Source organism: Streptomyces sp. SCPE 10 (genome assembly GCF_051980735.1).
GTDB classification, from domain to species: Bacteria; Actinomycetota; Actinomycetes; order Streptomycetales; family Streptomycetaceae; genus Streptomyces; species Streptomyces misionensis.
Map to the genome: position 1 here is coordinate 5133481 of NZ_CP197069.1, position 25494 is coordinate 5158974.

The 25494-nt window shown below is 72.5% G+C and carries 24 protein-coding genes; 11 read left to right on the top strand and 13 right to left on the bottom strand.

Going from position 1 to position 25494, the window contains the following annotated elements:
- Window positions 1–97 precede the first annotated feature (97 nt).
- Window positions 98–775 (bottom strand): spermidine synthase, encoded by a 678-nt coding sequence (locus ACSP97_RS23885; RefSeq protein WP_355150439.1) that lies wholly within the window; start codon window positions 773–775, stop codon window positions 98–100.
- 184 nt (window positions 776–959) lie between these two features.
- Between ACSP97_RS23885 and ACSP97_RS23890 the strand changes: the two genes are divergently transcribed.
- Together ACSP97_RS23890 and lon are read left to right on the top strand one after the other, a co-directional pair.
- Window positions 960–1724 (top strand): rhomboid-like protein, encoded by a 765-nt coding sequence (locus ACSP97_RS23890; protein ID WP_440554177.1) that lies wholly within the window; start codon window positions 960–962, stop codon window positions 1722–1724.
- A 121-nt stretch (window positions 1725–1845) separates the two neighbouring features.
- Window positions 1846–4266, top strand: coding sequence for an endopeptidase La (gene lon, locus ACSP97_RS23895; RefSeq protein ID WP_355150441.1), 2421 nt, complete (start codon window positions 1846–1848; stop codon window positions 4264–4266).
- Window positions 4267–4336: 70 nt separating this feature from the next.
- Here lon and ACSP97_RS23900 read toward each other — a convergent pair whose 3' ends face one another.
- Window positions 4337–5161 carry a lysozyme gene (locus ACSP97_RS23900; RefSeq protein ID WP_358295096.1) on the bottom strand — a complete coding sequence of 275 codons (825 nt, stop codon included), beginning with the start codon at window positions 5159–5161 and terminating at the stop codon, window positions 4337–4339.
- Between the two features lie 242 nt (window positions 5162–5403).
- Here ACSP97_RS23900 and ACSP97_RS23905 point away from each other — a divergent pair, with 242 nt between their 5' ends.
- The gene (locus ACSP97_RS23905; RefSeq protein ID WP_355150445.1) at window positions 5404–5895 is read left to right on the top strand and encodes a MarR family winged helix-turn-helix transcriptional regulator; all 492 of its coding nucleotides are present in this window, start codon (window positions 5404–5406) and stop codon (window positions 5893–5895) included.
- 76 nt (window positions 5896–5971) lie between these two features.
- Here the strand turns inward: ACSP97_RS23905 and ACSP97_RS23910 are convergent, their stop codons facing one another.
- A complete protein-coding gene (locus tag ACSP97_RS23910; RefSeq protein ID WP_440554180.1) occupies window positions 5972–6763 on the bottom strand; it encodes a hypothetical protein in 792 nt (263 codons plus the stop codon).
- Window positions 6764–7134: 371 nt separating this feature from the next.
- Between ACSP97_RS23910 and ACSP97_RS23915 the strand changes: the two genes are divergently transcribed.
- Genes ACSP97_RS23915 through ACSP97_RS23935 form a run of 5 tightly spaced genes read left to right on the top strand, consistent with a single transcriptional unit; the run spans window position 7135 to window position 12875 of the window.
- Entirely contained in the window at window positions 7135–10050 is a 2916-nt protein-coding gene (locus tag ACSP97_RS23915; RefSeq protein WP_440554182.1) for a sensor histidine kinase, read from the top strand.
- The gene (locus ACSP97_RS23920) at window positions 10047–10544 is read left to right on the top strand and encodes a roadblock/LC7 domain-containing protein (protein WP_355150451.1); all 498 of its coding nucleotides are present in this window, start codon (window positions 10047–10049) and stop codon (window positions 10542–10544) included. The genes ACSP97_RS23915 and ACSP97_RS23920 overlap by 4 nt, the downstream gene beginning before the upstream one ends.
- On the top strand, window positions 10541–10957 hold the full coding sequence (locus ACSP97_RS23925; RefSeq protein WP_355150453.1) for a DUF742 domain-containing protein: 417 nt from the start codon (window positions 10541–10543) through the stop codon (window positions 10955–10957). Before ACSP97_RS23920 ends, ACSP97_RS23925 begins: the two co-directional genes overlap by 4 nt.
- A complete protein-coding gene (locus tag ACSP97_RS23930) occupies window positions 10938–11597 on the top strand; it encodes a GTP-binding protein (protein ID WP_355150455.1) in 660 nt (219 codons plus the stop codon). Before ACSP97_RS23925 ends, ACSP97_RS23930 begins: the two co-directional genes overlap by 20 nt.
- Before the next feature lie 24 nt (window positions 11598–11621).
- A complete protein-coding gene (locus ACSP97_RS23935; protein ID WP_355150457.1) occupies window positions 11622–12875 on the top strand; it encodes a styrene monooxygenase/indole monooxygenase family protein in 1254 nt (417 codons plus the stop codon).
- Window positions 12876–12939: 64 nt separating this feature from the next.
- Here the strand turns inward: ACSP97_RS23935 and ACSP97_RS23940 are convergent, their stop codons facing one another.
- From ACSP97_RS23940 to ACSP97_RS23950, 3 genes are all read right to left on the bottom strand, one after another.
- Window positions 12940–13965, bottom strand: coding sequence for a C40 family peptidase (locus ACSP97_RS23940; protein WP_358295089.1), 1026 nt, complete (start codon window positions 13963–13965; stop codon window positions 12940–12942).
- Between the two features lie 115 nt (window positions 13966–14080).
- Window positions 14081–14383 (bottom strand): hypothetical protein, encoded by a 303-nt coding sequence (locus ACSP97_RS23945; protein WP_355150461.1) that lies wholly within the window; start codon window positions 14381–14383, stop codon window positions 14081–14083.
- A gap of 4 nt (window positions 14384–14387) precedes the next feature.
- Window positions 14388–15047 (bottom strand): TetR/AcrR family transcriptional regulator, encoded by a 660-nt coding sequence (locus ACSP97_RS23950; RefSeq protein WP_355150463.1) that lies wholly within the window; start codon window positions 15045–15047, stop codon window positions 14388–14390.
- Between the two features lie 143 nt (window positions 15048–15190).
- Here ACSP97_RS23950 and ACSP97_RS23955 point away from each other — a divergent pair, with 143 nt between their 5' ends.
- The gene (locus ACSP97_RS23955; RefSeq protein WP_440554186.1) at window positions 15191–15769 is read left to right on the top strand and encodes a HutD/Ves family protein; all 579 of its coding nucleotides are present in this window, start codon (window positions 15191–15193) and stop codon (window positions 15767–15769) included.
- 7 nt (window positions 15770–15776) lie between these two features.
- Here the strand turns inward: ACSP97_RS23955 and ACSP97_RS23960 are convergent, their stop codons facing one another.
- Both ACSP97_RS23960 and ACSP97_RS23965 read right to left on the bottom strand, forming a co-directional pair.
- The gene (locus tag ACSP97_RS23960) at window positions 15777–16592 is read right to left on the bottom strand and encodes an alpha/beta hydrolase (RefSeq protein ID WP_440554188.1); all 816 of its coding nucleotides are present in this window, start codon (window positions 16590–16592) and stop codon (window positions 15777–15779) included.
- A 322-nt stretch (window positions 16593–16914) separates the two neighbouring features.
- A complete protein-coding gene (locus ACSP97_RS23965) occupies window positions 16915–17853 on the bottom strand; it encodes an AurF N-oxygenase family protein (RefSeq protein ID WP_355150469.1) in 939 nt (312 codons plus the stop codon).
- A 124-nt stretch (window positions 17854–17977) separates the two neighbouring features.
- Between ACSP97_RS23965 and ACSP97_RS23970 the strand changes: the two genes are divergently transcribed.
- On the top strand, window positions 17978–19087 hold the full coding sequence (locus ACSP97_RS23970; RefSeq protein ID WP_440554190.1) for a ferritin-like domain-containing protein: 1110 nt from the start codon (window positions 17978–17980) through the stop codon (window positions 19085–19087).
- 55 nt (window positions 19088–19142) lie between these two features.
- On the top strand, window positions 19143–20009 hold the full coding sequence (locus tag ACSP97_RS23975; protein WP_358678353.1) for a hypothetical protein: 867 nt from the start codon (window positions 19143–19145) through the stop codon (window positions 20007–20009).
- Here ACSP97_RS23975 and ACSP97_RS23980 read toward each other — a convergent pair.
- The 5 genes from ACSP97_RS23980 to ACSP97_RS24000 form a co-directional block, all read right to left on the bottom strand.
- Complete coding sequence (locus tag ACSP97_RS23980; RefSeq protein WP_358678214.1) at window positions 19993–20478, bottom strand: DUF3291 domain-containing protein; 486 nt, start codon at window positions 20476–20478, stop codon at window positions 19993–19995. The two genes, ACSP97_RS23975 and ACSP97_RS23980, sit on opposite strands and share 17 nt — an antisense overlap.
- Window positions 20479–20521: 43 nt before the next feature.
- Window positions 20522–21979, bottom strand: coding sequence for a penicillin-binding transpeptidase domain-containing protein (locus tag ACSP97_RS23985; protein ID WP_355150537.1), 1458 nt, complete (start codon window positions 21977–21979; stop codon window positions 20522–20524).
- Between the two features lie 41 nt (window positions 21980–22020).
- The gene (locus tag ACSP97_RS23990; RefSeq protein ID WP_355526023.1) at window positions 22021–23382 is read right to left on the bottom strand and encodes an FtsW/RodA/SpoVE family cell cycle protein; all 1362 of its coding nucleotides are present in this window, start codon (window positions 23380–23382) and stop codon (window positions 22021–22023) included.
- 89 nt (window positions 23383–23471) lie between these two features.
- Entirely contained in the window at window positions 23472–24716 is a 1245-nt protein-coding gene (locus tag ACSP97_RS23995; RefSeq protein WP_440554193.1) for an ATP-binding protein, read from the bottom strand.
- Window positions 24713–25450 carry a hypothetical protein gene (locus tag ACSP97_RS24000; RefSeq protein ID WP_364732539.1) on the bottom strand — a complete coding sequence of 246 codons (738 nt, stop codon included), beginning with the start codon at window positions 25448–25450 and terminating at the stop codon, window positions 24713–24715. The genes ACSP97_RS23995 and ACSP97_RS24000 overlap by 4 nt, the downstream gene beginning before the upstream one ends.
- Between the last annotated feature and the right edge of the window lie 44 nt (window positions 25451–25494).

The following is a 25494-nucleotide window of genomic DNA, read 5'->3' on the forward strand; positions in this document are numbered from 1 at the left end:
TTGCTTTCCGGAATCCGTGGGGTGATCCCATGACTGCGATCGACGCGCGAAAGATCCGCGTCAGGGCAGCACATTACGGGGATCGGCCGTGCCGTCGCTATCCAGGGCGGACGGCGAGGTGCACGGCGTCCGGAACTCCCCGGGCAACGGGCACCTCTTCGGTACGCACCTGTCGGAACCCGGCATTCCGCAAGGTTCCTTCAAATTCCGGAGATGGCTTCGCCGACCATACGGCGAGCACCCCGCCGGGCCTCAACACCCTTGCGCAGGAAGCCAGTCCGGCCGGTGAGTACAGGCTTTCGTTGTCCTCGGTGACGGTCCAGCCGGGACCGTTGTCGATGTCGAGGCACAGCGCGTCGAACGTGTCCGATGTCTCATTGACGTAACGGACGAGGTCGGCTTCCACGATCTCGGTGCGCGGGTCGGCGAGCGCGGCCGAGGTCAGGGCGGACAGGGGGCCCGCGCGGTGCCAGTCGATGACCGCGCGCTCCCGCTCCACGACCACGATCCGCCCCCAGCGGGGATCTTCGGACGCGTGTGCGAGTGAGAATCCGACGCCGAGGCCGCCGACCAGCACCGACGGGGCCGGCCGTCCGTCGAGGGCGTCGTACGCGCGGTCGATCAGCAGCCGTTCCGAGCGGCCGTCCGAAGTGTCCATCAGGAAACAGCCGTTGGCGATGATCTGGAGCAGCGCGCCGTGTCTGCGCAGCACCACTTCGCCGTACGGGCCGTCACGCCGGTCCAGGACCACGGGGGAGTCGTCTGTGGCAGCCATGGCTCCATCCTGCTTGAACAGGGCGTTGCTTTCACGGTAATTGCGGATGCCGGGCCCGGGGCGCGGGTGCCGGACGCGGGCGGAACGTAGGAGGTTGCCGTGAATCCGCGCTCCCGTGGCGTCGGTCATAGACAGCGGCTTCCCGCGGCGTCGAGGGTGGTCGCGACGGAAGGAGCGCCCCACCGTGGAACGGACCGCGCCGGACCCCGTGGGCACGGACCTGCTGGACGCCGTGCCCCACCAGCGGGCCGCCGTGCCGTGGGCACCGCCCGCCCGCCGCCGGCTCGTGCCGCCGCGGGTACGGCCCTGGCGGCTGCTGCCGACGCCCACCGGGACGCCGTTCACCTTCGGCTACGCGGCGGTCCTCGCCGTCACCTCGCTGATCGCGGCCGTGGCGCCGCCCTCCCTGGTGTACGCCCTCTATCAGGGCTCCAGCACCGATGTCGCCCACCTGGTGCGCTCGCCCGCGGTGGTGCTGCTGGCCAGCGCGCTGTGGATCGCCGGCGGGGTCCTCTCGCCGTACTCGGCCGCGTTCGTCCTGGTGCTGACCGCGCTGGAACGGCGTGTCGGCGGGGCGCGAGCGGCCTGTGTCTTCCTGGCCGGGCATGTGCTGGCCACCCTGGCGACGGAGGTCCCGGTCGGCCTCGCGGTGCTGGCCGGCCGGCTGCCGGCGACCTCCCTGCACCGCCTCGACTACGGCATCAGCTTCGGCGTCGCCGCGAGCACCGGCGCCCTGGCGGGCCTGCTGCGCCCCTGGCTCCGCTGGCCCCTCCTCCTCGGCACGGCGGCCCTCCTGCTGGACGACCTCCTCGCCTATACGGACCCGATGACCGACTGGGGCCATCTGACCGCCCTGGCGATCGGCACGGCCGCCTGGCCCTTCGTGCGCCGCTGGGCGCGGTCCGCCCAACCCGTCCAGGGGGCAGGGCAACCGCCCGGCCGGTCGTGACGCGACCCCCTCCCACCTGCGGTGTTCCGTGATCGCTGACAGCGAACACGGCGTTGGGAACATTCCCCCGGCGACAAACATTGAGTCGGCATAGCTCAAGTTGACTGCCTAAGGGGAGATCATGGCTGCTGAGTCATCGGCGTTCACGCTCGTCCTGCCCGTGCTGCCGCTCGACGACGAGGTCGTGCTGCCCGGCATGGTGGTTCCGCTGGACCTGAGCGACGCCGAGGTACGGGCCGCGGTGGAGGCCGCACAGGCCGCCGCCCGCTCCGAACCCGGCAAGCCCAGGGTGCTGCTGGTGCCGCGGATCGACGGCACCTACGCCAGGACCGGCGTGCTGGGCACGGTCGAGCAGGTCGGCCGGCTGGCCGACGGCGACCCCGGTGCTCTGGTCCGCGGCCGCAGCCGCGTCCGCATCGGCGCCGGCACCACCGGTCCCGGCGCCGCGCTGTGGGTCGAGGGCGCCCAGGTGGCGGAGACCGTGCCGGACCCGCTGCCCGGCCAGGTCGCCGAACTCGTCAAGGAGTACAAGGCGCTGGCCACCAGCTGGCTGCGCAAGCGCGGCGCCTGGCAGGTCGTGGACCGCGTCCAGGCCATCGACGGCGTCTCCGCGCTCGCCGACAACTCCGGGTACTCGCCCTTCCTGACCACCGAGCAGAAGGTCGAACTCCTGGAGACCGCGGACCCGGTGGCCCGGCTGCGCCTCGCCACCCAGCAGCTGCGCGACCACCTCGCCGAGCAGGACGTGGCCGAGACCATCGCCAAGGACGTCCAGGAAGGCGTGGACAAGCAGCAGCGCGAGTTCCTGCTGCGCCGTCAGCTGGAGGCCGTCCGCAAGGAACTGCGCGAGCTGAACGGCGAGAAGGAGGGCGAGGAGTCCGACGACTACCGCGCCCGGGTGGAGGCCGCCGATCTCCCGGAGCGCGTCCGTGAGGCCGCGCTGAAGGAGGTCGACAAGCTGGAGCGGTCTTCCGACCAGTCGCCCGAGGGCTCCTGGATCCGCACCTGGCTGGACACCGTCCTGGAGATGCCCTGGAACGAGCGGACCGAGGACGCCTACGACATCCGCGGCGCCAAGGAGATCCTCGACGCGGAGCACGCGGGCCTGGAGGACGTCAAGGAACGCATCACCGAGTACCTGGCCGTGCGCAAGCGGCGCGGAGCCCGCGGCCTCGGCGTGATCGGCGGGCGGCGCGGGGGCGCGGTGCTCGCGCTCGTCGGCCCGCCCGGCGTCGGCAAGACCAGCCTCGGCGAGTCCGTGGCCCACGCCATGGGCCGCAAGTTCGTGCGCGTCGCGCTCGGCGGCGTCCGCGACGAGGCCGAGATCCGCGGTCACCGCCGTACGTACGTCGGCGCGCTGCCCGGCCGGATCGTGCGGGCGATCAAGGAGGCCGGGTCGATGAACCCGGTGGTGCTGCTCGACGAGATCGACAAGGTGGGCTCGGACTTCCGGGGCGACCCGGCCGCCGCCCTCCTGGAGGTGCTCGACCCGGCGCAGAACCACACCTTCCGGGACCACTACCTGGAGGTGGAACTGGACCTGTCCGACGTCGTCTTCCTCGCCACGGCCAACGTCCTGGAGGCGATCCCGGAGGCGCTGGCCGACCGGATGGAGATCGTGCGCCTGGACGGCTACACCGAGGACGAGAAGGTCGTCATCGCCCGGGACCACCTGCTCCCGCGCCAGCTGGAGCGGGCCGGCCTGGACCGCAGCGAGGTCACCCTGGAGGAGGGCGCGCTGCGCAAGCTGGCCGGGGAGTACACCCGGGAGGCGGGCGTGCGCACGCTGGAGCGGTCGATCGCCCGGCTGCTGCGCAAGATCGCGGCCCAGCACGAACTGGGCGAGCGGGAGCTGCCGTTCACCGTCGCGGACGGCGATCTGCGCGCCCTGCTCGGCCGGCCGCACCACGTGCCCGAGTCCGCGCAGGACCCGGCCGAGCGCCGTACGGCCGTGCCCGGGGTGGCGACCGGGCTCGCGGTCACCGGCGCGGGCGGCGACGTGCTCTTCGTGGAGGCGTCCCTCGCCGACCCGGAGACGGGCGCGGCGGGCCTGACCCTCACCGGTCAGCTGGGCGACGTGATGAAGGAGTCGGCGCAGATCGCGCTGAGCTTCCTGCGCAGCCACGGCGCCGAGCTGGGCCTGCCGGTGACCGACCTGAAGGACCGGGGCGTGCACATCCACTTCCCGGCGGGCGCGGTCCCCAAGGACGGCCCGAGCGCCGGCATCACGCTCACCACCGCGCTGGCCTCGCTGCTCTCCGGCCGCCTGGTGCGCACGGACGTGGCGATGACCGGCGAGGTCTCGCTGACCGGCCGGGTGCTGCCGATCGGCGGCGTGAAGCAGAAGCTGCTCGCCGCCCAGCGCGCCGGGGTGACCACTGTGATCATCCCCAAGCGCAACGAGCCCGACCTGGACGACGTGCCGGCCGAGGTGCTGGACAAGCTCGACGTGCACACCGTCTCCGACGTCCGCCAGGTCCTGGAGCTGGCGCTGTCGCCCGCGGTCGAGGGCGTGGCGCCGGAGGTTCCCGTGGCGGCGTGACGGACGCCGTGGGGAAGGCGAGGCCCGGGTCCCGTGAGGGAGGCCCGGGCCTCTGCCGTGGCGGGGTGCGTCAGCCGTTGGCGAGGGCCTGGACGCGGTCGAGCGCGCCGTTGAACTTGTCATGGTCGCCGACGGTCGGGCCGGAGGAGGTGTACTGCCACATCGTGTAGTACGACCAGCCGGCCGGCAGCGTCCCCGGGTCCGAGGCGTAGCGGGCGATCCACAGCGGGTTGTTGGCCGCGAAGCCGGCGTAGTTGCCGGTGCACTCGGTCCACCAGCTGGTGGCGGTGTAGATCACGGCGTCCCGGCCGGTGAGGGACTTGTACGTGTTCAGGAAGTCCGCGATCCAGCTGACCATCTGGCTCGCGGTCTTGCCGTAGCAGGAGGCGCCGTACGGGTTCCACTCGATGTCGAGCGCGCCGGGCAGCGTCTTGCCGTCCTTGGACCAGCCGCCGCCGTGTGCCACGAAGTAGCTCGCCTGGGTGGCGCCGCTGGTGGTGTCCGGGGTCGCGAAGTGGTACGAGCCGCGGATCATGCCCACGTTGTACGAGCCGTTGTACTGCTGGGTGAACGAGGGGTTCGTGTAGTACGTGCCCTCCGTCGCCTTGGTGTACGCCCAGCGCACACCGCTGCCGTAGAGGGTGGACCAGGCGACGTTGCCCTGGTAGTTGGAGACGTCCACGCCCTCGGTCTGGGTGGCGTCGCCACTGGTGGGGGTGCCGTGCGTACCGTCGTGGGCCGGGACGCCCATGCCCATGTAGGCGGTGCCGCGGGTGGGGGTGGACGCGGCCTGGGCGGAGGTGAGGGGCAGGGCGCAGGCCGCCGCCGCGAGCAGGGCCGTGACCAGGACGGCCAGCGGGCGCGGGCGGTGGGAACCGGGTCTGTGCGCAGGCATGACGTGCCTCCGGGGAGGTGGGGTGGAAGGTGGGGGGAACATGGCAGTGACCTCGGGGAAAGGTGCACTGTCGTGGGCATGTCATTCAACGCCCGTCGAAAAAGCTACGCACGTAGACCGCGGCGTGGGAAGGGGGTCCGGGCGCCGCCGTTGGTCTACGCCTGCGAAATACTTACGGAGCTGCGGCTATGACGGCGTTGGACAGAAACTTTCAGGACCGCGAAACCGATCAGGGGTGTGACGTGCACAAGAACGGAAACGGCGCAGAATCACGCGTCGCCGAGCAGGTGACGCCCAGTGGTGCGGACCAGGAATTCCTGGCCCTGGAACGGGAGTTGACCGTGTTGCTGCGGCGCGCCCGGGCCAACCAGGGCGAGATGGCCCGCGAGGTCCACCCCGATCTGGAGTCCTCCGCCTACGGCCTGCTGATCCGGCTGGACGAGCACGGCGGGCGGCGGGCCACCGAACTCGCCGGCTACTTCGGCGTCGGCAAGGCCACCATGTCCCGCCAGCTGCGCGCCCTGGAGGAGCTGGGCCTGATCACCCGCGAGCCCGACCCCGCCGACGGCCGCGCCTGGCTCGTCACCCTCACCGAGGAGGGCCGCCGCCGCGTCGGCACGGTCCGCGAGGCCCGCCGCGCCCGGTACGTCAGCCAGCTCGCCCACTGGGACCGCCGGGAGGTCGCCGAGCTGGCCCGGCTGCTGCACCAGCTCAACGGGGTCATGGAGAAGTAACCCCCCGGGCGACCGCGGTCCCGGGTCCCGACGGCCCCGGCTCGCGGCCGGCCCCGGGCCGTCGCCGGCCCCCGGCTCACGACAGGTCTGCGTACACCACCGTCGCGTCGTCGTGCGTCTTGCTCCGCCCCAGGTACGCCCGCTCCTCGCGGTCCGCCGCCTCCAGCCGCCGCACCCGGTCCACCAGCGCGCGGGCGCCCTCCTTCTCGATCACGTCGAACAGGGCCGTCCAGTCGCCCTGGCAGAACGTCTCCGTCCAGCGGGTCGCGCCGTCCGTCAGCGCGGCCAGCGCCCCCACCGCGCGACGGGGCACGGTCCCGGTCACCGCGCGGGCGGCGACCGAGGGGTCCGCGGCGGCCGTGAAGAAGCCGCCCTCCTTGTTGCGCAGGGTGGCGTCCACCAGGGCGTCGGTGGCCAGCGCCGAGCGGGGCAGCCGGGCGAGCCGGTCGTCGAGCACCGTCGTGACCTCGCCCCGGGGTGAGCGCAGCAGCAGCGCCGAGTCGGAGAGCACCAGGTACTCGACCGTCTCCGCGCCCCAGCGGGCCAGGACGACCGTTGCCTGAGGGGTGCGCGGGTGAGAAAGCTCACAGGTCCGCGCGTGTGCGCCCGCGGTGCGCTCGATCGCGCGGGAAAGGATCTCCGTCAGCGTCAGATCTCGGCCGGAAACGGTCAGTTCGGTCAACGCACCGCCGAGCCGGGCCGTGAACCAGGGGACGGAATGCAGACAGCCCGTCTCCGTGGCGGGCGGCGTCACTCCGTCCAGCAAGATCACACAACCGCCCTGTCCGGAGGCGGGTAGTCCGACACCGGCGAAGTCCTCGTTGGGTCGGGTGGCGTCACCGGGTTCCGAAACGAGATCAGTTCGCATCCGGCCAGTCTGCACGAGGCCTTCACGAGTTCCGCCAAAGGCTGGCAATCATCCACGGTTTGGCATGAGCGCGAAGGCCAGGTGCCTGCTTTGGGGGGAAATGTCCTGCTCCGAAAAAGCGCGGCGGCGAATACTGCCAAACCCCGCCCGCCGCGTCCAACCGGCCCGCCGTACGGCGGCTTGGCACACGCCAGAGGAACTTGCCCGCCAACTCCCCTCCGAGGTTCACTCCTTCGGGTGGCGGGTCAGGTGATGCGCGACCACTGCCCACCGGCGCTGGGAGGGTCGGGAACCGTACGAACCGGGTGCACGCACCACTTGGCACCGAGCTGACGGGGCGCCACCCGGCCCTTGGGTAGACGAGTTCAGGAATGCGAGCACCGGTGCAGATGAAGCGGCCTCGGCGCACAGGCAGGCAGACGGCCCCCGAGGGGGCCGCCCCCGAGACTCCCGTGGGCACCGGCCGGCCCACGCATGTGCGCAACCGGCTGATCGTCGCCGTCGCCGTGGTGGCCGCGGCCGTCGCGGGGGCCGGGGCGCCCGCCCTGCTCACCGCGTCCGGCGACGTCAGCGAATCCCAGGACCTGGTGACGCTGGCCACCCGCACCCAGGACGCCCTCGCGCTCGCCAACTCGCTGGCCGACGAGCGCGACGAGGTCACCTCCTATGTGGCGGCCGGGCGCCCGCGGTCCAAGGCGCCCTCGGAAGACCGCAGCACCCGCGTCGACCGCCAGGTGGAGGACCTGCGCGCCGACAGCGACACCCCGGCGAGCCTGCGCGGCGACCTCGACGCCATCGCGGCCGTGCGCCGCTCCGCCCTCACCGGCAAGAGCACGGCCCTGGAGACCCACCAGGCCTACTCGGCCACCATCACCGAACTGCACCGGCTCGCCGAGCAGCTCGCCGACAGGACGCCCCCGCGGGCCGGCTCCGGCGGGCACGCGCTCGCCGAGCTGGACAGCGCCGTCCAGCAGTCCGCCGCCGCCCGCGGCCTGCTGCTCGCCGCGCTGAACGTGCCCGCCACCACCCAGACGGTGATCAACCCGGTCACCGGACTGCCCACCACCACGACGGTCCCCAGCGAGGCGGACCGCAAGCAGCGCGACGCGCTCACCGCGGCCGCCCAGCAGGCCCGGCTGCGCGCCGACGCGGCCCTCGCCGACTTCCGCGAGACCGCCCCCAAGTCGGCCGTCGACTCCTACGACTCCACGGTCACCGGCTCCGACGTCAACTCGGCCGAGAAGTACCTGGACACCTTCACCGCCCAGCCGACGCTGCCCGACAGCGCGTTCGCCACCAGCACCAAGAAGCTGGACGCGGCCCTGTCCGGCCGCATCGACCTGATGCGCGGCGCGGAGTCGGCCCTCTACGACCACCGCACCAAGGACCTGGAACGGCTGCGGGACGACGACGTCACCGCCCTGGAGATCCGGGTCGCCGCCCTCGGTGTGCTGATGCTGGTCGCGGTCGGCATCACCACGGCGACGGCCCGCACCCTCACCCGGCCCCTGTCCGTGCTGCGCCGCGGTTCCGCCCGGCTCGCCGAACCCGGCGACGTGGCGGGCCGCGAGCCCATCGCCTTCACCGGCCGCAACGACGAGTTCGCCCAGGTCGTCCGCTCCGTCAACGCCCTGCACGCGCACGCCGTCGCCCTGCACGAACGCGTCGCCACCCTGGAGACCGACCGCAAGCACCTGGTCGGCCAGCGGCAGAAGATGGCCGACGCCCGCGAGGAACTGCGCACCGAACTCGCCGACGTCAGCGCCGAGCTGCGCCGGGTGCGCGCCGGCATCGGCGGCACCTTCGTCAACCTGGCGCTGCGCACCCTCGGCCTGGTCGAGCGCCAGCTCGCCGTGATCGAGGGGCTGGAGGAGCGGGAGCAGGACCCGGAGCGGCTGTCCACCCTGTTCAAGCTGGACCACTTCGCCACGGTGATGCGCCGGCACAGCGAGAACCTGCTGGTCCTCGCCGGCACCGAGCACGTCCAGCAGCACCACGCGCCGGTCCCGCTGGTCGACGTGGTGCGCGCGGCGGTCAGCGAGATCGAGCGCTACGAGCGGGTGCGCATCGCCGCGCTGCCGCCGCACGCGCACGTCGCGGGCTTCGCCGCCGACGACCTCTCCCACCTGCTGGCGGAACTGATGGAGAACGCCACCACGTTCTCCCCGCCGGACGTGCCGGTCGAGGTGTCCGGCTGGCTGCTGGAGTCCGGCGAGGTCATGCTCTCCGTCCAGGACGAGGGCATCGGCATGGCCGAGGACCGCCTCACCCGCCTCAACGCCCGGCTCGCCGACTTCGACCCGGAATCGGCCTACGACCAGGAGGGCGACGACGGCCTCGGGCTCGGCCTGTACGTCGTGGCCCGCCTCGCCCACCGGCACGGGGTGCGGGTGCAGCTGCGCGAGCAGAAGCAGGGCGGTGTCGCGGCGGTCGTGGTGCTGCCGGCCACGCTCCTCGCCGACGCCCCCGCCACCGCCGTACCCCCGCAGACGGCCACCTCCACCACCGGCACCTTCACCCTGCCGGGCGCCGCCGCCGAGGCCAACTCCAACGTCCTGCCGACCCGCCCGAAGGACACCGCCGACCAGGCCGGGCCGCCCGAGCCGTCGGACGAGCCCGATCCGCTGGTCGCGCTGGCGGAGAAGGCGGTGCGCGACGCCGGGGTGGAGACGCGGCCCGAGCCCGAGCAGGAGCGGAAGCCGGCGGAGGAGCCGGCGGAGGACCCGCGGGAGGCGACCGGCGCCGCCGGCGACGAGGCCGTGCACGAGCAGGCCGGCCCCGGCGAGGAGGAGGCCGAGGCCCGGCCGAAGGCGCCGGTGGAGACCTTCGCCGAGACCACGATGGAGCTGCTGCTCCCGCTCACGGCCCCGACGACCGACGAGCCCGCGACCGACGAGCCCGCGACCGACGAGCCCACGCCCGCCCGGCCGGCATCCGCCGAGCCCACCCCCGCCGAGCCCACGCACACCCGGCCCGAGCCCACCGAGCCCCCGGCCCCGGCGGCCGCCGAGTCCCCGGCCGCCGGCGGTGCCGACGGTGCGGGCGACGGCGACGGCGAGGCCGAGGAGAAGCTCACCAGCAAGGGCCTGCCCAAGCGCACTCCCAAGATCACCGCACCCGCACCCCCGCCCCGTCAGCGCAGCACGAGCGTCGACGCCGAGGCCCTGCGCCGCAGGCTCGGCGGCTTCCGCCGAGGAGCACAGGCCGGCTACCGCGACGTCGAGGCAGAGATCGAAGACCGTACCGAAGACACCACGGGGGGCCCTGTCGAGGAGGCAAGCAGTTGACCGCTCCCAGTACCTTCGGGCTGAGCAGTGAGGCCCGCAATCTGCACTGGCTGCTGACCAACCTGGTGGAGGAAGTCCCCGGCATCCAGTCCGTCGCCGTGGTCTCCTCGGACGGTCTGCTGCTGCTGTCGTCCGACCCGGGCCACAGCCGGCAGTCCCGCGAGGCCCGTCCGGGCAAGGGCCCCCGCGGCTCCTCCGCCGACCTGGCCACCGTCGTCTCCGGCATCGGCAGCCTCACCGTCGGCGCCGCCAAGCTGATGGCGTTCGGCGGGGTCAAGCACACGATGGTCGCCATGGAGGAGGGCAGCCTGTTCGTGATGTCCATCAGCGACGGCTCGCTGCTCGGCGTGCACGGCTCCGCCGAGTGCGACATGAGCGTGGTCGCCTACCACATGGCGCTGTTCGTCGGCCGGGCCGGCCACGTCCTCACCCCGGAACTCCGCAGCGAGCTGCGCAAGTCCATGGAGGCCGGGCCGGCGGGGAGCGACCGATGACCGACAAGCCCGGGAAACTCCCCGTGCGCGGCGGTGAGCGCAAACCTGCCCGCGTCCGCCCCTACTCGCTCACCGGCGGCCGCACCCGCTTCGGTCACGTCCTCCTCGTGGAGACGTTCGTGGCCAGCACCGCGGCCCTCGACGCCCCGGAGGAGCGCAAGGAACTGACGAACGGTTCGCTCGCCGGTGTCATGCCGGAGATGCGGGCCATCGTCGAACTGTGCCGCCGTATGCGCACGGTGGCCGAGATCGCCGCGCTGCTGAAGATGCCGCTCGGCGTGGTCCGCGTCCTCCTGAGCGATCTCGCGGACCAGGGAAAGATCCGTGTGTACGGCACCGGAACCGGTCACGGCACCGGCCGCCCGGACCGGGCTCTGCTGGAAAGGGTGCTGAGTGGACTTCGCCGTCTCTGACGCCACCGCCTCCCCCGGAGGCGCCGCCCCCCTCGTCGCCGGCTTCGCCGAGCCCGACGAGGACCTGAAGGCCTGGCAGACGGACCGGACGCGGGCTCCCGTCGCGACGAAGATCGTGGTGGCGGGCGGCTTCGGCGTCGGCAAGACCACCCTGGTCACGGCCGTTTCGGAGATCACGCCTCTGCAGACCGAGGCGCTGATGACCCAGGCGAGCGAGGGCACCGACGACCTGTCCGACACCCCGGACAAGGTCACCACCACCGTGGCCATGGACTTCGGCCGCATCACGCTCGACGACGACCTGGTGCTCTACCTGTTCGGCACACCGGGCCAGCAGCGGTTCTGGTTCATGTGGGACGACCTGGTACGCGGCGCGATCGGCGCCGTGGTGCTGGCCGACACCCGCCGCCTCAAGGACTGCTTCCCGGCCCTGGACTACTTCGAAAGCTGCGGGCTGCCCTACATCGTGGCCGTCAACCACTTCGACAACAGCGAGCTGTTCGACGTGGAGGACGTGCGGGAGGCGCTGACGATACCCGCGCACATCCCTGTCATGATCATGGATGCGCGCCGCCGGATTTCGGCCATCGAGACCCTCCTGGCCCTGGTCGGCCACGCGCTGGACGAAACCCCCGAGTAGTCCCTGTTAGGAGCCACCACCCGCATGCGGAAGATACTCGTCGTCGGAGCCGGCCAGTCCGGACTCCAGCTCGCACTCGGCCTGCAGTCGCACGGCTACGAGGTCACCCTGATGTCGAACCGGACCGCGGACGAGATCCGCTCCGGCCGGGTGATGTCGACGCAGTGCATGTTCCACACCGCCCTCCAGCACGAGCGTGACCTCCAGCTGAACTTCTGGGAGTCCCAGGCCCCGAAGATCGAGGGCCTGGGCGTCTCGGTCGCGGCCCCGGGCTCGCACGACCCGGGCCCCACCCAGCGCGCCATCGACTGGGTGGGCAAGCTGGACGGCTACGCCCAGTCGGTCGACCAGCGGGTGAAGATGGCCGGCTGGATGGAGACCTTCGCCCAGCGCGGCGGCCAGCTGGTCATCCACGGCGCGGCGGTCGGCGACCTCGACTACTTCTCCCGCACCTACGACCTCGTGCTGGTCGCGGCCGGCAAGGGCGAGCTGGTGTCGATGTTCGCCCGCGACCCGGAGCGCTCCCCGTACAGCGAGCCGCAGCGCGCCCTCGCGGTGTCCTACGTGCACGGGATGGGCCCGCGCCCGGAGCACCCGGAGTTCGACGCGGTCCGCTGCAACCTGGTGCCGGGCGTCGGCGAGCTGTTCGTCATGCCGACGTTCACCGTCTCGGGGCGCGCCGACATCCTGTTCTGGGAGGGCATACCCGGCGGCCCGCTCGACGTCTTCAACGGCGTCAAGGACCCCGCGGAGCACCTCTCCCTGACCCTGGAACTCATGGAGAAGTTCACGCCCTGGGAGTACGCGCGGGCGACGAAGGTCGAACTGACCGACGCGGGCGGCACGCTGGCCGGCCGGTACGCGCCGACCGTGCGCAACCCGATCGGGCGGCTGCCCTCGGGCGGTCTGGTGCTCGGCGTGGCCGACGTGGTGGTGGCCAACGACCCGATCACCGGCCAGGGTTCCAACTCCGCGTCCAAGTGCGCGGCCGCGTACCTCGCGTCGATCCTGGAGCGGGGGGACCAGCCGTTCGACGAGGCGTGGATGCGCGAGACGTTCGACCGGTACTGGGCGACGGCGCAGCACGTCACCAAGTGGACGAACGCGATGCTGGCGCCGCCGCCGGAGCACGTCCTGAACCTCATCGGCGCGGCCGGCCAACTGCAGCCGGTGGCCGACCGGTTCGCCAACGGGTTCGACAACCCGGCGGACTTCGAGAACTTCTTCTTCGAGCCGGAGAAGGCGCAGGCGTACCTGGCGTCCGTGTCCGGGGCCTGATCGTCCCGGGGGCGCGGGTGCGCCGGCGGCCGCGGGGCCGCCCGGCTCCCCGCGCCCCCGCGGGTCATCCGGGCCGTACGGCGCCGAGCACCGGGTTGGACGCCAGCGGCGAGACCTTGACCCGGGCGCCCGGACGCGGTGCCTGTACGACCTTTCCGTCGCCCACGTAGATGGCCACGTGGGTGGCTTCCGGGAAGTAGATGACCAGGTCTCCGGGGCGGAGCCGGCGCAGGGAGACCCTCTTCAGCCGGTGCCACTGTTCCTGGCTGGTGCGCGGGATCGGGGTGCCCGCGTGCCGCCACGCCTGCGAGGTCAGGCCGGAGCAGTCGTAGGCCGACGGGCCCTGCGCGCCCCAGACGTAGGGCTTGCCGAGCTGTTCCATCGCGAAGCGGACGGCGCGTTCGCCCCCGGAGGAGGGCGGCCGGTCGTCGGGGAGCGAGCCCGCGGCGGTGAGGGCCTTCTGGGCCTCGTCGACGCCCTGCTGTTCCAGGCGGTTGACGGCGGCCAGCTGGTCGGGGGAGAGGGCGGCCAGCATCCGCTCCACGGCGCGCAGCCTGGTCTGCACGGCGTCGCGTTGCTTCTTCTGCCGGCCGGCGAGCGACTGCTGGGTGTCGAGGGCCTTGCGGGCGGCGCGGGCGACGGCGTCCGTGCGCTGCTCGGCTCCGGTCAACTTCGCGACGGTACGGGCGCGTTGGCGCGCGAGTTCCTCGATGACATGGCTCTCGTCCAGCAGCTGCTGCGGGTCCGGGGCGAGCAGGAGGCTGATGTAGGGGCCGAGGCCGGATGCGCTCTGGTACTGCTGGCGGGCCAGCCGGCCGGCGTCGGCGCGGCTGTCCTGGAGGGCGAGCCGGGCGCGGGCCAGTTCGCCGTCGAGCCGTGTCACCTCGGCCTTCTGCCGCTGGAGCCGGTCGGCGGTGGCGTCGTAGGTCTCGGTGGCCTGCTCGGTCTGCCGGTAGAGCGTCTGCAGGTCCGTCAGCAGCTGGGAGACGGACCGCTGCGGCTGCGGTGCGGCGCCGGCGGGCACCGGCGCGAGGGCGGCCTGGGCCGCGACGGCGGCCGTACAGGCCAGGCGCAGCAGCTTTCCTGACACGTCATCACCTCGGGTGCGGAAGGGGTGGGCGCATTGCCGGGCCCTATCGCACCGCGATAATCAGACGTATCCGGGTGGGGCGCGCGCCGCGTGTGGGCGGTTCGGCGCATCTTTGTCACCCGCGCGTGTCACCCGGCTTGCCGGGCGGTGTCGTACGGGGCTTGGACCAGGGCCAGCGCAGCCGGCCGCCGGAGGTGTCGTCGGGGTCGTAGGCGTACTTCCAGCCCTGGATCAGCCCGAGCCGTTTGCTGTGGCCGCGCGGCACCCGACGGTAGACGTACACGGTGGGCGGGCCGCCGTCCGGGGCGGGGACGGGGACGCGGTACGTCTTCGGGGGGTGCCCGGTCGGGCCGACCAGGACGGGCAGCACGCGTCCGTCCATGGGGCCGCCCTCGAACGGGGTGTCCTGGCTCTTCACGGTCTCAGTCTCGGTCATCCGGCGCGAAGGCGCCGAGGAGGGCCGCGGTCTGCTCGTCGCGGGCCGCGGTGACCGAGAGGACGGCGACGAACTGGTCCACCAGCCAGTCGCGCAGTTCGTCGGCGGGCGGCTGCTTGCCCTCGTCCAGCCAGATCAGGGAGGCCGCCTCCACGGCCGTGATCCACATCCGTACGGTCATCCGCAGCCGGGGTCCGGCGTCGGCGGCGCCGAGGTGGCTGAGGATGTGCTCGGCAGCGGCCCGGCGCACCCCGTCCACGATGGCCGTGGTGCGCGAGGTCTCCGCCACGCTGCCGCCCCGCAGCAGCGCCGAGAAGCCGGTGTCGTGCTCGTCCACGAAGGCCAGATAGCGCTCCAGGGCGCGGGCCAGCCGGGCCAGCATCGGCCCCTGGCGCGGCTCGTCGAAGCACTGCCGCAGCGCGTCGGCGGCCGAGCCCAGCGCGGCCTCGTACAACTGCTGCTTGCCGCCCGGGAAGTACCGGTACACCAACGGCCGCGACACCCCGGCCGCCTCCGCCACGTCGTCCAGCGACACGTCCTCGGGCGCCCGGTGCGCGAACAGGGACAGCGCGGCGTCGAGCAGCTGGCGCCGGCGCTCCTCGACGCTGAGCCGGCGGTAGGCGGGGGTGGCGGCCTGCGGGGTCATGCCACGCAGCGTAACGTGCGGGCCCCGGGGAGCGCCGGGCCGCCGGCCCGCGGACCTCGCTCGACAACCGGGGGATCCACGGATACACACGTGGGGCCGGCCCCGGGCCGGCGGCAGCGACGGCGAACGAGAGGGAGTGCGGAATGACGGTGCGGGTGTTGAGGGCGGACGAACGCCCGGCGGCGCCGTGGAAGAACGGGGGCGGGCTGACCCGCGAGATCGCCGCGGCTCCCGGCGGCGCGGGGACGTCGGACTTCGAGTGGCGCGTCAGCCTCGCCGACGTGGACCGGGGCGGCCCGTTCTCCCGCTTCGAGGGGGTCGACCGGATCATCACCCTGGTCGACGGCCCCGGCATGGTGCTCACCGTCGACGGCGCCCCGCACACCGTGGCCGAACGCTACGCCCCCTTCGCCTTCCCCGGCGACGCGGCCACCGACTGCCGGCTGCTCGGGGGCCCGCTCGTCGACTTCAACGTGATGACCCGGCGCGGCCGGGCCGCCGCGCGGGTGGAGATCGTCCGCGGGCGGACGGCGTTCGTGGCCCCGGCCGGGGCCACGCTGCTCGCGGTGGTGCTGGAGGGCTCCGCCGTCCTGGAAACGGCCGGCTCGGCCCTCGGCCGCCTCGACGCGGCCCTGACCGGCGACGCGGGCGACGAGGCCCTCGACGTCTCGGGCGTCGCCGCGCTCGTCACCCTCACCCGCACGACCACAGGTCCTGTCTGACGGACGATCAGCGCACGGACGAGGCGGCCGACTGGATCACCTTCGTCACCGCCGCGGGGTCCGAGACGAGCGTCAGGTGGGAACCGCCCCTGTAGAGCGTCACCTTGGAGCCCGCCCGGTGCGCCATCCTCTGCTCCGAGGCAGGGGTGATGATCCGGTCGCCGCTGCTGATGAAGTACCAGGACGGAATCGTCTTCCACGCCGCGTACTTGGAAGGAGTGCTGAAGGCCACGGTTGTGGCGGCACGCTGCGTGGCCCACAGATTGACCGCCTGGTCATGGGGCACGCTGCTTGCGAACTTGGTGACGAACACGTCCTCCTTGAGATACAGGGCGGACGCGTTGGACGGGGCGTTCGGGTACGGCACGGCGTCGTACAGGTCGGCCGGCGACCCCTTTGTCAAGACCGACGTCGGGCCGCTGAGCTGTGCCGTGGTCTCGCCGACCGCCGGCGCGGCGGCGTCGACATAGACGAGCGCCTTGACGTTGCCGATTCCCTGGGCGGCGTTGGTGATCACCGAGCCTCCGTAGGAGTGCCCCGCCAGGACGATCGGGCCCTTGATGCTCTTCAGGAAGTCGTGAACCGTCCGCGCGTCAGTCGTCAGGTCCTGGAGAGGGTTCCCGACGGCACGGACCGTGTAGCCGGCGCGGCGCAGCAAACTGATCTCGCCGTTCCAGCTCGACGTGTCCGCCCAGGCTCCGTGCACCAGGACAACGGTGGGTCTCGTCTGCCGGGCAGCCTGCCGCACGGTGTCCACGGCGCCGCCTGGTGCGGCAGCGGCCGTGGTGGTGGCGGCGGTGATCGCTGCCACCACCAGAGTCATCGCGGCATCGCGGCGTGGAAAGCAAGCCATCCGGGGCCTCCCTGTCCAGAACCGTTGCAAGGACGCGTCGGAGGGTGGGTGAAGGTCACATGCAACGGCGTGGAAGCCTGCCGAGGCCATGAACAGCGTCCCTGTCTCACCACATGACGGTAACGCCGCCCGGCCGCGTCGGCATCCGGCAGGGAGAACGCGTGGACGCCGAAGCCGCGTGCCGGCGGATCACGCCGCGGAGCACCGGTGCGCAACCGTCACAACGCTCCGTTGACCACCTGCCGGTGATCCCGCCACGGCCGTACACGACCGGCGGCCCGGCGGCCGGTCCCTACGCCAGCAGGCCCGACGACCGCCACAGCCGCCGCCCGACGCCCCGCAGCACCCCGATGTCGTCCAGGAAGTCGGTCAGCCGCTTGGCGCCGGTCTGCATGACCTCCCGGCGGTGGGCGCTGGCCTTGACCTGCGCCATGGCCTCGCGCTTGTCGAGGCCGACGTTGGTGTAGACGTCGGGGTTGACGAAGGCGACGGAGAAGACGCGGGCGAACTCGCCGGAGGTGACCCGGGTGAACTCCTGTGACCAGCGCGGGGCCGTCACCATCTGGCGGCGCAACTCCTCGCGGGCGTAGCGGACATGGCGGGCCTCCTCCACCACGTGGATCCGGGTCACGCCCCGGATCAGCGGCTGCACCCGCTCGTCCGGGAAGGTCAGCCGCTGCATCCAGTCCAGGATCTCCTCGCCCAGCAGGGTCGCAGTGAAGGAACCGGGAGTCGTGGAGATGGTCTTGAAGAGGCGGCCCAGGTTCAGGTGGACCCTGCTCACCGGGTACCAGGGGGTGCCGCCGTGCGAGATCAGCCGGGCGAACATCTTGGAGTGGCGGCACTCGTCCTCGATCTCGGTGAGGGCGTAGCGGACGTGCGCGCTCGTGGCCGCCTTGTCGTAGATGTGCCGGACCAGCAGCTGCATCAGGATGATCTCGAACCAGATGCCGAGCGAGGCCAGCGCCGCCGCCTCGTGCTGGGAGAGGAGAATGCGCTGCTCCTCGCTCATCCGCCGCCACATCGGGGTGTCGTACAGCGACACCAGCTCCGGCGGCCAGAACCACTTGCCCTCCTCGAAGGGCGCCTCCCAGTCCAGCTCCTTGTCCGGGTCGAAGGAGTGCTTGGCGGAGGAGACGAGCAGTCGTTCGGCCACCTGTTCCCGGTCCTTGAGCAGGCCGAGCGCATCGCGCAGACCGTCCAGCGCGTCCGCTTCCGTCAGAGTCGTCATGGCTCCGTCACCTCGTTACCCGGGGGTATGTCGTCCAGTCTCTTATGAGACTGCCTGTCAGCAAGGTCGTCAATCCCCCGCGCAGGACTTGTTGGCCGCGCCCGCGCGTGTGAGCCTGCGAGGTATGCCGACCCATGAGCTGTACGCCAACGAGCCCGGAGCCCCCGCCTGGCACGTGCCCGCCTTTGGCGCGGCCAGGTTCAGCTGGGAGTACGACGACGGACGCGACCGCCTGCTGGCCCTGTACCAGAAGGGCAAGGACAAGCAGTGGGACGGGACCAGACGCATCGACTGGGACCTGGAGGTCGATCCGTGCGACGCGCTGGGGACCCCCGAGGAGGCGATGGTCCTGTACGGGACGCCGTACTGGGACCGGATGACCGACAAGGACAAGGGCGAACTGCGGCGGCACTTCGCCTCCTGGCAGTTCAGCCAGTTCCTGCACGGCGAGCAGGGCGCGATGATCTGCGCGGCCCGGATCGTGGAGTCGGTGCCCGACCTGGACGCCAAGTTCTACTCCGCGACCCAGACCATGGACGAGGCCCGGCACGCCGAGATCTACGGCCGGTTCCTGCACGAGAAGATCGGGCTCCTCTACCCGATCAACGACAACCTGCGTTCGCTGCTGGACGACACCCTGCGCGACAGCCGCTGGGACATGCCGTACCTCGGCATGCAGGTGCTCATCGAGGGCCTCGCGTTGGCCGCGTTCGGGATGATCCGGGACACCACCACCAAGCCGCTGCCCCGGCAGATCCTGACGTACGTCATGCAGGACGAGGCCCGGCACGTGGCCTTCGGACGGATGGCGCTGCGCGACTACTACCGGCAGCTCACCGACGCCGAACTGCGCGAACGCGAGGAGTTCGTCATCGAGGGCTGCCATCTGATGCGCGACCGGCTGCGCGGGGTGGAGGTGCTGGAGAACTTCGGCATCGCCCGCGCCGAGGCCGAACGGCTCAGCGAGCGCTCGGAGTTCCTCCAGCTCTTCCGCAAGCTGCTGTTCAGCCGCATCGTGCCCTGCGTCAAGGACATCGGACTGTGGGGCGAGCGCCTCCAGCGGGCCTACGTCGACATGGGCGTGCTGGAGATGGGGGACGCGAACCTGGACCAGCTGATGGCGCAGGACGAGGAGCTGGCCGACCGGCTGGACGCCGAGCGGTTCGCGGTGGAGGAGCGGGAGCGGGTGGCCGAGGTGACGGAGGCCATCCGGGAGGGCGGAGCAGACGGCTGATTCCGGACTCGATGGCTCTTTGTTCACCCTCGTGCAGTAGCGTGCTGGCGTGTCCATGCCTCCGCAGCCGCCGCCGTACCCCGATCAGCCGCAGCCCCCGTACGGCGGGCAGCCCCCGTACGGCCAGCAGCCCCCGCAGAATCCCGGCCCGTACGGCCAGCAGCCCCCGCAGCACCCCGGCCCCTACGGCTCGCCGTATCCCCAACAGCCCTATCCGCAGCAGCCCCAGCAGCCGCAGCCCCCGTACCAGGGCTGGAACGGCATGCCGCCCGTGGCGCCGCCGCCCCCGAAGAAGAGCCGGGTCGGCCTGATCCTCGGGATCGTCGGCGGTGTCGTCGTCCTGATCGTGGGCGGCCTGGTCGCGCTCGGCACGATCGGCTACAAGGCGGCGACCAGCTTCCCCGACGGGAAACGGAAGCTGACGCTGCCCCAGACGCTGCTCGACGGGAAGTACGAGCTGGCCAAGGACCTCTCCGACACCGAGGGCAAGCAGATCGGCCAGGAGGCGGACGGCGCCTGGGACGCCAAGGACACCCACGGTGTCGTCGGCAGCTACAGCCTGGGCGGCGACGAGACCAAGGGCACCCTGGTGGTGTCGGGCATGTACGGCCGGTTCAAGAACACCGACACGGCCCGGCGCAACATGATGAAGGGCGCCGCCCAGACCGACGGCGCCAAGGTCGCCGTGGCGCCGAAGGACTTCGACCTGGAGGTCACGGTCAGCTGCGAGGTGCTGACCCAGGAGCAGATGGGCTCCAGCGTCACGCTGCCCATGTGCGCCTGGGCCGACGACAACACCGGTGCCACGGTCGCCATCGTGGACGTGGCGACCGTGTCCAAGGACCCGTCGACCGTCGACCTGGCGTCGCTCGCCAGGCAGACCATCCGGATCCGCTCCGAGGCGGTCAAGCCGATTCTCTGACCGCCGGCTCCTCGCCCGGCTCGAACGGCGCCCGCAGGGTGAACGCGTACGCCGTCGGGCCGTGCGCCCGCAGGTGCAGCAGCCGGTCCTCCGCCTCGGCGACCGTCGGGCGGTGGCCGGCCGGCACCCACCACAGCGCGGTCATCGCCTCCTCGACGTGTTCGAAGAACTCCCTGCGCCGGGCCAGCAGCTCCCGGTGCCGGCCCCGGTACATGAACGCGGTCAGGGCCTTGGCATCCCGCCACACCGACATGTTGACGATCAGCCACGGGTCGCCGAGGACCGGTACGCCGGTCGCGTTGCCCGAGGTGCTCTGCAAGCGCCAGAGGAAGCCGTCCGAGGCGTCCGCCACCGCGTTGACCGGGTCGAGCCCGTCCACGAAGTCCTTCAACTGCGGTGAATCGAGCGGGTACTTGAGTCGGGCGATGTTGATCTGGGCCAGTTCGTGCACGGCTGCCGTATCCGTCATGGGCGCACCGTAGATCGGCCCGGTCGCCGCCGGTAGCCCCGTCTCAGCGGCCGAGCACCGCGCGCATCACGTCCCGCGCGATCGGGGCCGCGTCGCCGCCGCCGCTGATCTCGCCGCGGTCCGCCGAGGCGTCCTCCACCACCACGGCGACCGCCACCCCCGGCTCCGCCGCGCCGTCGGCCTGCGCCCAGGAGACGAACCAGGCGTACGGCACCCCGGTGTTGCCCACCCCGTGCTGGGCGGTGCCGGTCTTGCCGCCGACGACCGCGCCCGGGATGGCCGCCCGGGTGCCGGTGCCCTCGCGGACCACGCCGGTCATCAGGTCCTTCAACTGCCGGGCCGTGGACGGCCGCATCACCTGGCGGACCGGGTGCATCCCCCCGCCGGAGACCGTCTCGCCCCCGCGCCGGGTGGTCCGCTCCACCAGGTACGGCGTGTGCAGCCGGCCGTCGTCGGCGACGGCCGCCGCGACCATCGCCATCTGCAACGGGGTGGCCCGCGTGTTGTACTGCCCGATCGACGACAGCGCCAACTGGGCCTTGTCCACCCGGAAGTCGAAGGTGCTGGGCGCCACCGAGAACGGGATGCGCAGACCCGTGTCGTTGAACCCGAACGCCTCCGCGGTGTTCTTCATGTCCTGGACCCCGACGTCCACGCCGAGCTTGGCGAAGACCGTGTTGCAGGACCACTCGAAGGCGTCCCGCAGCGAGGTGTCCGCGCAGCCGTCGGCCTCGTTGGTCAGCCGGGTCCGGGTGCCGGGCAGCCGGTAGGGGTCGGGGGAGTCGGTGCGCGCGTCCGGGTCGGTGACCACCCCCGCGTCCAGCGCCGCCGCCGCGGTGACCACCTTGAAGGTCGAACCCGGCGGATAGGTCTGGCGCACCGCCCGGTTGAGCATCGGCTTCTCCGGGTCGCTGTTGAGCCGGGCCCACGCCGAGGCCGTCGCCTCGCCGTTGCCGGACAGCTGCGCCGGGTCGTACGAGGGGCTGCTCACCAGTGCCAGGACACGGCCGGTGGCCGGTTCGATCGCGGCCACCGCGCCCTTGCGCCCGGCGAGCCCCCGGTAGGCCGCCTCCTGCGCCGCCCGGTGCAGCGTCGTCACCACGTTCCCGCCCGGACTGCGCCCGCGCGTCATGTCGTTCCACAGCGGCAGCGGCTGGAGCATCGGATCGGTGCCGGAGAGCACCCCGTCCTCGGCGTGCTCCAGGAACGTGGTGCCGTACGACTGGGAGGCGAAGCCGGTCACCGGGGCGTACAACGGGCCGTTCTGGTAGGCGCGTTCGTAGCGCAGCTGCTCATGGGTGTCCACGGAGCCGGTGACCGGCCTGCCGCCGACCAGGATGTCCCCGCGCGGCTGCTGGTAACGGGCGATGGCGGCCCGGCGGTTGGCCGGGTTGCCGGTGTAGGTGCCGGCCTGCACCAGCTGCACCCGGGCCGCGTTGACCAGCAGGGCCGCCAGCAGCAGGGTGCAGAAGGCGCAGGCGTGCCGGATGCAGCGGGCCATCGGCCGCCCGCCGTCGCCGCCGCCCATGCCCGCGTACTCGCTCACGGCGCCTCCGTGCCGTCGTACCGGCTGCGGGCCGAGTCGCTCACCCGGATCAGCAGGGCCACGATCGCCCAGTTGGTGACCACCGAGGAGCCGCCCTGGGCGAGGAACGGCATCGCCATGCCGGTCAGCGGGATCAGCCCGGTGACCCCGCCCGCGATCACGAACACCTGGAGCGCCAGGATCGAGGCCAGCCCGACCGCGAGCAGCCGCCCGAACGGCTCGCGCAGCGCGAGGCCCGCCCGGTAGCCGCGCTCCACCAGCAGCGCGTACAGCAGGATGATCGCGGCGAGCCCCGCGAGGCCCAGCTCCTCGCCCGCCGTGGCCAGGATGAAGTCCGACTTGGTGGCGAAGCCGATGAGCACCGAGTGCCCGAGGCCGAGACCGGTGCCCAGCAGCCCGCCCGCGGCGAACGCGAACAGCGACTGGGACAGCTGGTTGGGGCCCCGCCCGGCCTCGATGGTGGCGAACGGGTGCAGCCAGTCCGCGATCCGGCCGCCCACGTGCGGCTCCACCCGGCCGACGGCGACGGCGCCCAGCACCGCCAGCAGCAGCCCCACCGCGATCCAGCCGGTGCGTCCGGTGGCGACGTACAGGAGCACCACGAACAGCCCGAAGAACAGCAGCGAGGTGCCGAGGTCCCGCTCCAGGACCAGCACCCCCACGCTGAGCAGCCAGATCGTCACGATCGGGCCGAGCACCCGGCCGGTCGGGAACTGCATCCGCCACACCCGGCGGCCGGTGTAGGCCAGCGCGTTGCGGTTGGCGGCCAGATAGGCGGCGAAGAACACCGCGAGCAGCACCTTCGCGAACTCGCCCGGCTGGATGGAGAACCCGGCGATCCGGATCCAGATCCGGGCGCCGTTGACCGCGGGGAAGAGGATCGGCACCAGCAGCAGGACGAGCGCGGCGACCACGCACACGTACGCGTACCGCTGCAGCACCCGGTGATCGCGCAGCAGCAGCACGACGACGATGAACAGGGCCACCCCGAGCGTGGACCAGACCAGCTGGGCGGGGGCCGCGCGGTCGCCCGGCGTCTCCAGGTCCAGCCGGTAGATCAGCACCAGGCCGAGCCCGTTGAGCAGCACCCCGATCGGCAGCGGTAGCGGATCCGCGTACGGCGCCCGCAGCCGTACGGCGAGATGGGCGACGAGGGCGAGGAACCCGAGCCCGGCCCCGTACGCGAGCGCCCCGGGCGGTACCCGCCCCGCCCGGGCCAGGCCGACGGCGCAGTAGCCGTACACCGACAGCGTGACCGCCAGCACGATCAGCGCGAGTTCCACACCGCGGCGCCGGGAGAGGTGTACGACGGGCACGGGCGCCCGGGCCGTGGGCGCGGCGGTTCCGGCGTTGCTCATGCCGGGAACCTATCCAAAAGATCCTCTGAGGTGATCAAACGCCACATCGGAGGTCGAAACGGGAACCCGTTCCGCCTCGACGAGCGGGCCTAACGCCCGGCCACCGGCAGGATCAGCGTCGCCACGGCGCCCCCGTCCGGCGCGTTGCGGAACGACAGCCGCGCGCCCAGCACCTCCGCCTGCCCCACCGCGATCGTCAGCCCGAGCCCGTGCCCCTTCGCCCCGCCCTCCGTGCGGAACCGCTGGGGTCCGTGCGCCACGAGGTACCCGGGATACCCGCTGCCGTGGTCCCGCACCGTCACCACCGGCCCGTTGACCGACAGCACCACCGGCGGCGCCCCGTGCTTGTGCGCGTTGGCCACCAGGTTCCCCAGCACCCGCTCCAGACGCCGCCGGTCGGTCTCCACCAGGGCGTCCTGGACCACGCGGACCTCGGTGTCCGTGCCCGAGGCCCGTACCACCCGCTTGGCCAGCGCCCCCAGCTCCTCCGCGTCCGCCTCCAGCCGCTCCCGGCCGGTGTCGAGGCGGGAGATCTCCAGCAGGTCCTCGGTGAGCGTGCGCAGCGCGGCCACCCGGTCCCGCACCAGCTCCGTGGGGCGGCCCGGCGGCAGCAGCTCCGCCGCCGCGTGCAGCCCGGTCAGCGGGGTGCGCAGCTCGTGCGCCACGTCCGCGGTGAACCGCTGCTCGCTGAGCAGCTTGCCCTGGAGCGAGGCGGCCATCGAGTCCAGCGCGGCGGCGACCGCGGCCACCTCGTCCTGGGGGCGGGTCGGGTCCTTGGTGCGCGGGTCGTCGACGCGCGCGTCCAGGTCGCCCGCGCTGATCCGGCGGGCCACCCGCGCGGTGCCGTGCAGCCGCCGGGTGACCCGGGACACGGCGAACACGCCGACCAGCACCGTCGCGCCGATGGCGAGCACGGAGGACCACAGGATCGAGGTGTCGAGCCCGGCGATGGTGCGGGACTGCTGCGAGTAGTCGATCTCCACGGCCAGCGCCCGGTGCCCGGAGACCGGCCCGGCCGCCCACATCGTCGGCCGCCCCCGGTACGTGGAGACCATCGTGCCGCGCTGCCCGGAGACCGCGAGGGACCGCAGCGAGCCGGGCAGCCCCTCCGGGTCCACCCCGGCGTTCGGCAGCAGCGCGTCCCCGGCCTCGTAGGCGTGGGTGGCGTCCGCGAGCCGGGACAGGGCCAGCTCACGGGCCTGACCGACCGTCTGGTTGGTCACCGAGACGTGCACGAGCACCCCGAGCAGCGCGGCCAGCGCACAGCACATCACGGTGATGAACACGGCCGCCTTGACGGCGAGGGGCCCGGCCCAGCGGGGCAGCAGTCTCATGACGCGCTCGCGGCGGGCGAGGGCGAGGGCGAGGGCGACGGCGTCCGGTGGCGGGCCCGGCCGCCGCCGATGTGCAGGTACTCGTCGCGGGAGAACACCATCGCGCGCTGGCCCGGGTCCCACTCCCAGGTGGTGCGGTACTCGTAGCCGGAGATGTCGGCCGGGGAACGCTCGACCAGCGCGCGGCCGGCCAGCTCCACGCCGGTGATCGCGTCGTTGTCGGCGAGCACCTGCACCAGGTGGTGCCCCTCGACGGTGTAGACCCGCACCGCCGTCTGGTTGGTCGGGTACAGCCGGAAGCCGAGCGTCAGATCGGGCCGGCCGTCCCCGGTGAGATCCCGGTAGTACGGCTTCAGCAGCGGACACCGGGCCCGGTCGCCGCCCGCCCGGCAGTCCTTCATCCGCTCCGCGGTCGCGTGGTACGCCCCCTTCGACCCGTAGTCCGCCGGGTGTGCCCGCAGCTCCGCCGCGACGATGTCCACCGGATCGATCCGGCGGATGTCGTCGCCGGGGACGGTGAGTCCCTTGACGGTCTCCCGGGTGGACACGGCGTACGGATAGGCCGGACTGGACGCCGGCCGCAGATCGGGCCAGAGCTTGGCGGGGCTGTCGGCGGTCTGCGTCGGCCCGGCGCTCTGCAGCTCGCCGGCGTCCCCGCAGGCCGACGCCGTCGCCGCCAGCAGGGCGACGGCGGCCACGGTGAGGGCGGTGCGCACAGGGCGACGGACGGGCACGGTGCTCCTGGGACGATGGTTTCTCAGGTCAGTAGGCCAGTATG

Bases quoted from the DNA above. Each gene is read 5' to 3' on its own strand.
- ACSP97_RS23980 (WP_358678214.1), bottom strand. From the start codon at position 20,478: ATGACGGATACGGCAGCCGTGCACGAACTGGCCCAGATCAACATCGCC.
- ACSP97_RS23915 (WP_440554182.1), top strand. From the start codon at position 7,135: ATGCGAGCACCGGTGCAGATGAAGCGGCCTCGGCGCACAGGCAGGCAG.
- ACSP97_RS23970 (WP_440554190.1), top strand. From the start codon at position 17,978: ATGCCGACCCATGAGCTGTACGCCAACGAGCCCGGAGCCCCCGCCTGG.
- ACSP97_RS23975 (WP_358678353.1), top strand. From the start codon at position 19,143: ATGCCTCCGCAGCCGCCGCCGTACCCCGATCAGCCGCAGCCCCCGTAC.
- ACSP97_RS23885 (WP_355150439.1), bottom strand. From the start codon at position 775: ATGGCTGCCACAGACGACTCCCCCGTGGTCCTGGACCGGCGTGACGGC.
- ACSP97_RS23950 (WP_355150463.1), bottom strand. From the start codon at position 15,047: ATGACCCCGCAGGCCGCCACCCCCGCCTACCGCCGGCTCAGCGTCGAG.
- ACSP97_RS23965 (WP_355150469.1), bottom strand. From the start codon at position 17,853: ATGACGACTCTGACGGAAGCGGACGCGCTGGACGGTCTGCGCGATGCG.
- ACSP97_RS23900 (WP_358295096.1), bottom strand. From the start codon at position 5,161: ATGCCTGCGCACAGACCCGGTTCCCACCGCCCGCGCCCGCTGGCCGTC.
- ACSP97_RS23985 (WP_355150537.1), bottom strand. From the start codon at position 21,979: ATGGCCCGCTGCATCCGGCACGCCTGCGCCTTCTGCACCCTGCTGCTG.
- ACSP97_RS23960 (WP_440554188.1), bottom strand. From the start codon at position 16,592: ATGACTCTGGTGGTGGCAGCGATCACCGCCGCCACCACCACGGCCGCT.
- ACSP97_RS23935 (WP_355150457.1), top strand. From the start codon at position 11,622: ATGCGGAAGATACTCGTCGTCGGAGCCGGCCAGTCCGGACTCCAGCTC.
- ACSP97_RS23925 (WP_355150453.1), top strand. From the start codon at position 10,541: ATGACCGACAAGCCCGGGAAACTCCCCGTGCGCGGCGGTGAGCGCAAA.
- ACSP97_RS23955 (WP_440554186.1), top strand. From the start codon at position 15,191: ATGACGGTGCGGGTGTTGAGGGCGGACGAACGCCCGGCGGCGCCGTGG.
- ACSP97_RS23910 (WP_440554180.1), bottom strand. From the start codon at position 6,763: ATGCGAACTGATCTCGTTTCGGAACCCGGTGACGCCACCCGACCCAAC.
- ACSP97_RS23995 (WP_440554193.1), bottom strand. From the start codon at position 24,716: ATGAGACTGCTGCCCCGCTGGGCCGGGCCCCTCGCCGTCAAGGCGGCC.
- ACSP97_RS23990 (WP_355526023.1), bottom strand. From the start codon at position 23,382: ATGAGCAACGCCGGAACCGCCGCGCCCACGGCCCGGGCGCCCGTGCCC.
- lon (WP_355150441.1), top strand. From the start codon at position 1,846: ATGGCTGCTGAGTCATCGGCGTTCACGCTCGTCCTGCCCGTGCTGCCG.